Below are 8,379 nucleotides of genomic sequence, written 5' to 3' on the forward strand. Positions count from 1 at the left end.
GGCAAGGCTGGCGAGCTGAATTCATCAAATTTTTCGTGGGCTGACATGGCTTACACGCCGGCTTTACGGAGCGGCGGCCCAGCCTTTCCGCGCATCGCGGCGCGATCCGTCCAATTTATGTAAACCTTAAATTAATCACGATCGTAAGCATTGCATTAACCTTGTTTTGACGATTGCCGCTGCAAAGTCCGGCTTGGCTACGTGGTTTGCCAAGGGCGAGGGTTCGGACAGATGCCAGCATCCCGATTGATTATTCTGAGCGTGGCGGTGGCCGCGGCGGGCGGTGCTGGCTATGTGGCGAAAAACATGGTCGCTCCGCCGCCTCAGGTCGTCGTCGATTCTGGCCCCCAGGCGCCCGCGGTGTCCCTGCAGGACGTGCTTGTGCTCTCGGGCGATGTCGCAATGGGCAACGCGCTCGAGAACAACATAGCCTGGCAATCCTGGCCCGCTGACGGCATCAACGCGAATTTCATCACCAAGGCCACCGCTCCCGATGCTTTGGAGAAACTCAAGGGGTCGATTGCCCGCGTGGCGATGTACGCGGGCGAGCCGGTGCGGCGCTCCAAGCTGATCGGCGAGGGACAAAGCTTCATGTCGTCCATCCTGCCTTCCGGCATGCGGGCGGTCGCAACGACGATATCGGCGGACACTTCGGCCGGCGGCTTCATCCTTCCAAACGATTTCGTCGACGTCATCATGACCCGCAGGGCCGATGCCAGCACCGGTGGCGCCGGCTTCAACACCGAGACCATCCTCAAGAATATCCGCGTCCTGGCGATCGACCAGACCATCCAGGAGGACGAGGAAGGCAAGAAGACCAGGGTGGGCCAGACCGCCACGCTGGAGCTGACCCCCAAACAGGCGGAGATCATCACCGTTGCCCAGCAGATGGCGGATCGCCTGACTCTGGCGCTGCGGGCGATCGCTGACACCCAGGAAAAGAATGTGGATGAGGCCGACTATCTCGTTTCCGGCAATGGCCGCCGGGGAACGGTGAGGCTGATCAAGTCGGGCGAAGTCTCCGAAGTAGGAGCAAGAAAATGAGGCTAAGCGCTAAACTGCCGGCCATCCTAGCCACGGCATTCGGCCTGCTGCTCGTCGGAGCGAATGTGCAGGGCGTCGAGGCGAAGAGCACGCAGGTGTCGGCCACGACAGCCACCCAGCGCGTCAAGCTTGGCCTCAACAAGTCGGTGGTCATAGACCTGCCGAGCGATGCCTATGACATTCTTGTCGCCAATCCCTCCGTTGCCGACGCGGTGACCCGCACCGCAAGGCGTATCTACCTCTTCGGCAAGGCGGTCGGCGAAACCAACATCTTCGTCTTTGGGCCGAACGGCGAACAGATCGCCAGCCTGGATCTGGCCATCGAGCGCGACGTCGCCGGCCTGGAGGATTATATCAAGCGCTTCCTTCCGACCTCGGCCGTCAAGGTTGAACTGCTGAATGACAACGTGGTTCTGACCGGCACCGTGGATACACCCTTGGATGCCAAGCGTGCCGAACAGCTGGCAAACATGTTTGTGTCCGGCGGTGAAGCGACGACGGGACAATATTCGCAGACCGCTGCCGGCGGCTCGGCCCAGAGCGGTGTCGACATCAACAACCCTGACCAGGAGCGCCGCGTCAGCCAAATCGTCAATTTGCTGCAGATCATCGGTGACGATCAGGTCACGCTGAAGGTGACGGTCGCCGAAGTCAGCCGTTCGGTGATGAAGCAGCTCGGTGTCAACATGGTCGGCAGCGGCGGCAGCAACGGCATCAGCTACGGCGCGCTCAGCGACAATTTCACCGGCCTCGGCAAGCAACTGTCGAATTCCGGCTTCACGATCGGCGCCTCGGGGTTGCAGGCCTATATCAACGCCATGGAACAGTCCGGGGTCATGAAGACGCTGGCCGAGCCGACCCTGACTGCTGTTTCTGGCGAGAAGGCGACGTTCCGGGTTGGCGGTGAATACAACATGGTGAGCGGCGTCACCGCGAACGTATCGACCGACAACCAGACCGGCCTGAAGAACTATACCATCGACAAGATCGAATATGGCATCGGCCTGGAGTTCCAGCCGGTGGTGCTGTCTCCCGGTCGCATCAGCCTGAAAGTCAGAACGTCGGTCTCCGAGCCGACCACCGAAGGGTCCGTTTCGCTGTCCTCGGGTGTGACGAGTCCCGGCACGAATATCCTGTCTCTGCGCAAGCGTCTTGCCGATACGACCGTGGAACTGCCCTCCGGCGGCTCCATGATGATCGCTGGCCTTGTTCGCGACGATGTCAGGCAGGCCATCAACGGCTTGCCCGGGCTGACGAAGATTCCAGTGCTCGGCGCGCTCTTCCGCAGCAGGGATTTCGTGCGCAACGAGACCGAGCTCGTCATCATCATCACGCCCTATCTGGTGAAGCCGGTGGCGCGCAATGAGCTGGCCAAGCCGGACGACAATTTCAACCCGCCGAGCGACGGCGCCGGCATGTTCCTTGGGCGCGTCAATCGCGTCTACGGCACCATGCAGACCGACAGGCCCAACGGCCGCTATCACGGCGTTGTCGGCTTCATCTACAAGTGAACGGGAAAGCGGACATGTCTCAGTCAGCACTTAAGGCAAGGACCATGGCGATGCGCTCCGGCCGTTCTCGGATAGGCCTGCGAGCGCTTCCGATCATGGCGGTGGCGGTGTCGGCTCTGCTGGCCGGTTGTGCCCAGCGCGACAGCGTTACCGTCGGCGCCATCCCCGACGACTATCGCACCAATCATCCGATCGTCATCGCCGAGAAAAACCAGAAGATCGATCTTCCTGTTGGCGCCGGTGACCGCGGCATGACCGGCTCGCAGCGCGACACGCTCCTGGGTTTCCTCGACGGCTATGACAAGAGTGCCGCTCCGACATTGACGATCCAGATTCCAAGCGGATCGGCCAACGAAGTCGCCGCAACGGCGGCCGGCCATGATTTCGCTCGGCTCGCGTTCGCTGCCGGGATCAAGCGCGACCGGATCGTCGTGGTCTCCTATCAAGCGGGATCGAGCGAGGCATCAGCCCCGGTTCGCGTCTCCTACATCGCGGTGAGGGCACAGACCGACAAATGCGGTCGTTGGCCCGCTGACCTGGTGGAGACGTCGGAGAACAAGCACTACGCCGATTTCGGCTGCTCCTATCAGAACAATCTTGCCGCCCAGGTGGCCAATCCGGGAGATCTTCTCGGGCCGCGCAAGTCCACCACTATTGATGCGGCCAATCGCAGCAAAGCCATCGGTGTCTACCAAGACAGGGGCATTTCGGATGAATTCCTCGGCAACTCGGAAGTGACTTACTAAGCCGCCCTCGGAAAGAAGCGACGTCAGGAACAGGCCACGGAAAGAGCATGACCATGAGCAACCTTGCCTATGACGCCACCGTGGAGGGCGGTGATACCTCGCTGCAGGACGTCGCCGCGATGCAGGCGTTGCGGCCGGTTCCGCGTATTTCGATCCAGGCATTCTGCGAGACGGAGGGCGTTGCCAATCCGGTCCAGCGCGCCGGCGAGGACCGCCGCATGACCAAGGCGCATCTCAAGGTCCATATGGGCGGCGTCCCCACGGCAATCGAGTTCTACCAGTCGGCGCCGACACCGAACCTGATCCTGCTGGAATCGCGCAGCGAACCCAAGCAATTGCTGGAGCAGCTCGCCCAGCTTTCGGAATATTGCGATCCATCCTCGAAAGTGGTGGTGATCGGCCATTACAATGATGTTGGTCTCTATCGCGAGCTCATCCGCTCCGGCATCTCCGAATATGTCATCGCGCCGGTGTCGATGGCCGACGTCGTCAGCGTCGTCTCGTCGATCTTCGTCGATCCGGAAGCTGAACCGCTCGGTCGCTCGGTCGCCTTCGTCGGCGCCAAGGGTGGCGTCGGCTCTTCCACGATCGCCCACAATGTTGCCTGGGCAATGTCCTCCCTGTTCAAATCCGAGGTCGTTGTGGCCGACCTCGATCTCGCCTTCGGCACCGCCAACATCAATTTCGATCAGGATCCGGCCCAAGGCATCGCCGAGGCTGTGTTCTCGCCCGAGCGCATCGACGAAGTCTATCTCGACCGGCTGCTGACCCAATGCGCCGAGCATCTGTCGCTGCTCGCGGCGCCCTCGACGCTGGAACGCGTCTACGACTTCGATCCCGACGCCTTCGCGCAACTTGTCGATACCGCGCAGCGCAGCGTGCCGCTCCTTGTTCTCGACGTTCCCCATGTCTGGACGGGATGGGCCAAGAACACGCTGGTCAAGGCCGACGAAATCGTCATCACGGCGACGCCGGAGCTGGCCAATCTGCGCAACACAAAGAACCTGGTCGACATGCTCAAGCGGCTTCGCCCGAACGACCCGCCGCCGAAATTGATCATCAACCAGGCCGGCATACCCAAGCGGCCGGAGATCTCGCCATCCGATTTCGCCGAGCCGCTCGGCCTGACGCCGATGTCGGTCATCGGCTTTGATCCCTTGCTGTTCGGCAATGCCGCGAACAACGGGCGCATGCTGGGCGAGATGGATGCCAAGAACCCGGTTGTGGCCACGATCAACGAGATTGCTCATGTGCTGACCGGCCGCAGCGAAATCAGGGCGAAAAAGAAGGCTGGCCTGGGCAGTCTGCTCGGCAAGCTCTCGCGCAACAAGAAGTGACGAAATGGGGTCGGTAGTCGGTCATGTTCGGTAAAAGAGGCAACGACGACGGCAACCGGTTCAAGCCGGAATTTCGCCAGCCGGCGCCGGCACCGGCGCCGGTCGCGCCGGCCGCCGCGGTTTCGGTGGACACAGCGGTTCTTGCCCGGCCCGCGGCCACGCCGCAGCCGAGCGCGCCTGTCGCGCCACCCGCCAGGCGCGCGGTCGAGGCGCCACCGATGGCGCCGGAACCGAGGAGAGGCCGCGAAAAGAGCGAAACCTATTACGATACCAAGAGCCAGGTTTTCTCGGCCCTGATCGATACGATCGACCTGTCGCAACTCGCCAAGCTCGATCCCGAAAGCGCCCGCGAGGAAATCCGCGACATCGTCAACGATATCATCGCGATCAAGAACTTCGCGATGTCGATCGCCGAGCAGGAAGAACTGCTCGAGGACATCTGCAACGACGTGCTTGGCTATGGGCCGCTTGAGCCGCTGCTCGCGCGCGACGACATCGCCGACATCATGGTCAACGGGTCCAAGAACGTCTACATCGAAGTCAACGGCAAGGTCGAACAGACCGGCATCCGCTTCCGCGACAACCAGCAGTTGCTCAACATCTGCCAGCGCATCGTCAGCCAGGTCGGCCGCCGCGTCGACGAATCCAGCCCGATCTGCGACGCCCGTCTTCCCGACGGATCGCGGGTCAACGTCATTGCACCGCCGCTGGCCATCGACGGCACCGCGCTCACCATCCGCAAATTCAAGAAAGACAAGCTGACGCTCGACCAGCTGGTCAAGTTCGGCGCCATCTCTCCGCAGGGAGCCGAAGTTCTCAAGATCATCGGCCGCGTCCGCTGCAACATCGTCATTTCGGGCGGCACCGGCTCCGGCAAGACGACATTGCTCAATTGCCTGACCAACTACATCGACCGTGATGAGCGCGTCATCACCTGCGAGGACTCGGCCGAACTGCAACTGCAGCAGCCGCATGTCGTGCGCTTGGAAACGCGTCCCCCCAACCTCGAGGGCGAGGGCGAGGTGACGATGCGCGACCTGGTCAAGAACTGCCTGCGCATGCGGCCCGAACGCATCATCGTCGGCGAAGTGCGCGGACCCGAGGTCTTCGACCTTCTGCAGGCGATGAACACCGGCCATGACGGCTCGATGGGAACGATCCACTCCAACAGCCCGCGCGAATGCCTGAACCGCATCGAATCCATGATCGCCATGGGCGGCTATTCGCTGCCGCAGAAAACCGTGCGCGAAATCGTCGTCGGCTCCATCGACGTGATCATCCAGGCGGCTCGCCTGCGCGATGGATCGCGCCGCATCACCCATATCACCGAAGTGATCGGGATGGAGGGCGACGTCATCATCACGCAGGATATCGTCCTCTACAACATCAAGGGCGAGGACGCCACCGGCAGGTTGCTGGGTGAACACGTCTCGACCGGCATCGGCCGCCCCCATTTCTGGGAGCGGGCTCGATACTATGGCGAGGAGCAGCGTCTCGCCACGGCGCTCGAAGCCATGGAGAAACGTGCTGACTGACGCATCCGCGGGCGTGAAGGTTCAGGTCGATGTTTGGAATTGACGGCACCGTATTGGCGTTTGTCGTGCTCGCCGGCTTCAGCGCCGGCGCGGTCGCCTATGCATTTCTGTTCAACCAGATCAGCAATGAGAAACAGGCCGGAAAGCGGCTTGAAACGATCAAGGCCGCCGAAACGGACCGCTCTGTCGTCAAGGCGACGCGCGACCGCGCGGCGGACGCGGCCAAGCGCCGTAAATCGGTGCAGGATTCCCTGAAGGAGCTCGACGAGAAGCAGAAGACCAAGGACACCGCCGTCAAGAAGCCGCCGCTGAAAGCCCAGCTTCGCCAGGCTGGGATGAAGGTGCCGATCGAGCGTTTCTATATCTATTCGGCCATATGCGGCCTCGCGCTGACAATCGTCGCGTTCATGGTCGGTGCGCCGATGATCGTATTGCCCGGTATATTGCTCGCCGGAGCGCTCGGCTTGCCGCGTTGGTTCGTTTCTTTTCGTCGTACCCGCCGCGTCAAGGCGTTCCTCAACGAATTTCCAAACGCGCTCGATATCATCGTCCGGGCGGTCAAGTCCGGCCTGCCGCTGAACGACGCCGTGCGCCTGATCGCCAATGAATCCCCTGAGCCCGTGAAGACCGAGTTTCGCCGAATAGTCGATTCGCAGCAGATGGGCCTGTCGATCCCCGACGCGACCTTGCGCATGCCCGAAACCATGCCATGCACCGAGGCGAGTTTCTTCGGCATCGTCATCCAGATCCAGTCGCAGGCCGGCGGAAATCTCTCCGAGGCGCTGGGCAACCTTTCGCGCGTGTTGCGCGACCGCAAGAAGATGAAGGCCAAGGTCGCGGCACTGTCGATGGAAGCGAAAGCATCCGCCGCCATCATCGGCGCCTTGCCTTTCATCGTCGCCTTTCTCGTCTATCTCTCCAGTCCCAACTATTTGATGCCGCTGTTCACGACCAGCGTCGGTCATCTAATACTCGGTTTCGCCGCCGTCTGGATGTCGATCGGCATCTTCGTGATGCGCAAGATGATGAACTTCGAAGTCTAGGACCGCGGCATGACCGAACAAGTCATCAAATCACTGACGGATCCCAGCTTCCTGATTGCGCTGCTGGTCGCCATCGCCGTGTTCGCAACCGTCTTTACGCTGCTGCCGGCGATCGGCGGAAACCAGCTCAAGGCGCGCATGAAGTCGGTCGCGCTGGAGCGTGATGAGCTTCGCGCCAAGCAGCGCGCGCGGCTCGCGAACGAGGCCGATCGCCGCCGCAAGGGTCTGCGCGAGCAACAGTCGGTCGGCATGCGCAACATTGTCGACCGGCTCGATCTGCGGCGTGCGTTGGCCGACGAGGCCACCTTGCAGAAACTCAAGGTTGCAGGCTTTCGCGGGCAGAATCCGCTAACGCGTTTTCTGTTCTTCCGCCTGGTGCTTCCTTTTGTCGGCTTCGCGCTCGGTCTGGTCTATATCTTCGTGCTCGGCGGATTGCCCGACAAGCCATTGGTGATCCGGCTGTTCGTCTGCGTCCTCGTTGCCTATGGCGGCTTCTACGCGCCGGTCCTCTACGTCAACAACCGCGCGACCAAGCGCAAGCAGTCGATCCAGATGGCGTGGCCGGATGCGCTCGACCTGATGCTGATCTGCGTGGAGTCCGGCATGTCGGTGGAAGCCGCGCTGCGCAAGGTCGCCGACGAGATCGGCGCGCAGTCGGTGGCCCTGGCAGAAGAATTCATCCTGACCAACGCCGAGCTCTCCTATCTGCAGGAACGCAAGCAGGCTTATGAAAACCTGGCCGGCCGCACGGGGCTGGAATCGGTCAAGTCGGTGTCGCAGGCGCTTGTCCAGGCCGAGCGCTATGGCACGCCGGTGGCTCACGCGCTGCGCGTGCTTGCCAGCGAAAGCCGCGACATGCGCATGAACGCCGCCGAGAAAAAGGCCGCCGCCCTGCCGCCCAAGCTCACCGTGCCGATGATCTTGTTCTTCCTGCCGGTGCTGTTCGCCATCATCCTGGGGCCGGCGGGCATCCAGGTCAGCCAACGCGGTATCTTTGGCGATCATTCAGGCGGGGCCGCGTCGACCAGCCAGTAGGCCAACGCAGAATCCGTCCGCGGAAACAAAAAGCCGCGCTGCAATGGAGCGCGGCTTTTTTATGATTTTCGGTAAGCTCGTGGCGATCAGTTGGTGGCGGTTTTCGGCGGTTTCGCCTTGTCCTGATC

Annotated in this window: 7 protein-coding genes; all 7 read left to right on the forward strand. The window is 61.8% G+C overall.

Annotation, left to right across the window (positions count from 1 at the left end; translation table 11 throughout):
- Positions 1 to 231: 231 nt before the first annotated feature.
- From cpaB to EOA36_RS19295, 7 genes are read left to right on the forward strand one after another with little or no spacing between them, the layout of a single operon-like run.
- Positions 232 to 1,044 carry a Flp pilus assembly protein CpaB gene (gene cpaB / locus EOA36_RS19265; protein ID WP_127278980.1) on the forward strand — a complete coding sequence of 271 codons (813 nt, stop codon included), beginning with the start codon at positions 232 to 234 and terminating at the stop codon, positions 1,042 to 1,044.
- On the forward strand, positions 1,041 to 2,555 hold the full coding sequence (locus tag EOA36_RS19270; RefSeq protein WP_127278981.1) for a type II and III secretion system protein family protein: 1,515 nt from the start codon (positions 1,041 to 1,043) through the stop codon (positions 2,553 to 2,555). The genes cpaB and EOA36_RS19270 overlap by 4 nt, the downstream gene beginning before the upstream one ends.
- Before the next feature lie 14 nt (positions 2,556 to 2,569).
- The gene (locus tag EOA36_RS19275; RefSeq protein WP_127278982.1) at positions 2,570 to 3,301 is read left to right on the forward strand and encodes a CpaD family pilus assembly protein; all 732 of its coding nucleotides are present in this window, start codon (positions 2,570 to 2,572) and stop codon (positions 3,299 to 3,301) included.
- A gap of 53 nt (positions 3,302 to 3,354) precedes the next feature.
- The gene (locus EOA36_RS19280; RefSeq protein ID WP_189343568.1) at positions 3,355 to 4,638 is read left to right on the forward strand and encodes a CpaE family protein; all 1,284 of its coding nucleotides are present in this window, start codon (positions 3,355 to 3,357) and stop codon (positions 4,636 to 4,638) included.
- 23 nt (positions 4,639 to 4,661) lie between these two features.
- Positions 4,662 to 6,173, forward strand: a complete 1,512-nt coding sequence (locus EOA36_RS19285) for a CpaF family protein (RefSeq protein WP_127278984.1) — start codon at positions 4,662 to 4,664, stop codon at positions 6,171 to 6,173.
- A gap of 29 nt (positions 6,174 to 6,202) precedes the next feature.
- Positions 6,203 to 7,216 carry a type II secretion system F family protein gene (locus tag EOA36_RS19290; protein ID WP_127278985.1) on the forward strand — a complete coding sequence of 338 codons (1,014 nt, stop codon included), beginning with the start codon at positions 6,203 to 6,205 and terminating at the stop codon, positions 7,214 to 7,216.
- A gap of 9 nt (positions 7,217 to 7,225) precedes the next feature.
- Positions 7,226 to 8,251 (forward strand): type II secretion system F family protein, encoded by a 1,026-nt coding sequence (locus tag EOA36_RS19295; RefSeq protein WP_127278986.1) that lies wholly within the window; start codon positions 7,226 to 7,228, stop codon positions 8,249 to 8,251.
- The last annotated feature ends 128 nt before the right edge of the window (positions 8,252 to 8,379 follow it).

The organism is Mesorhizobium sp. M8A.F.Ca.ET.021.01.1.1 (assembly GCF_003998025.1).
Classification (GTDB): domain Bacteria; phylum Pseudomonadota; class Alphaproteobacteria; order Rhizobiales; family Rhizobiaceae; genus Mesorhizobium.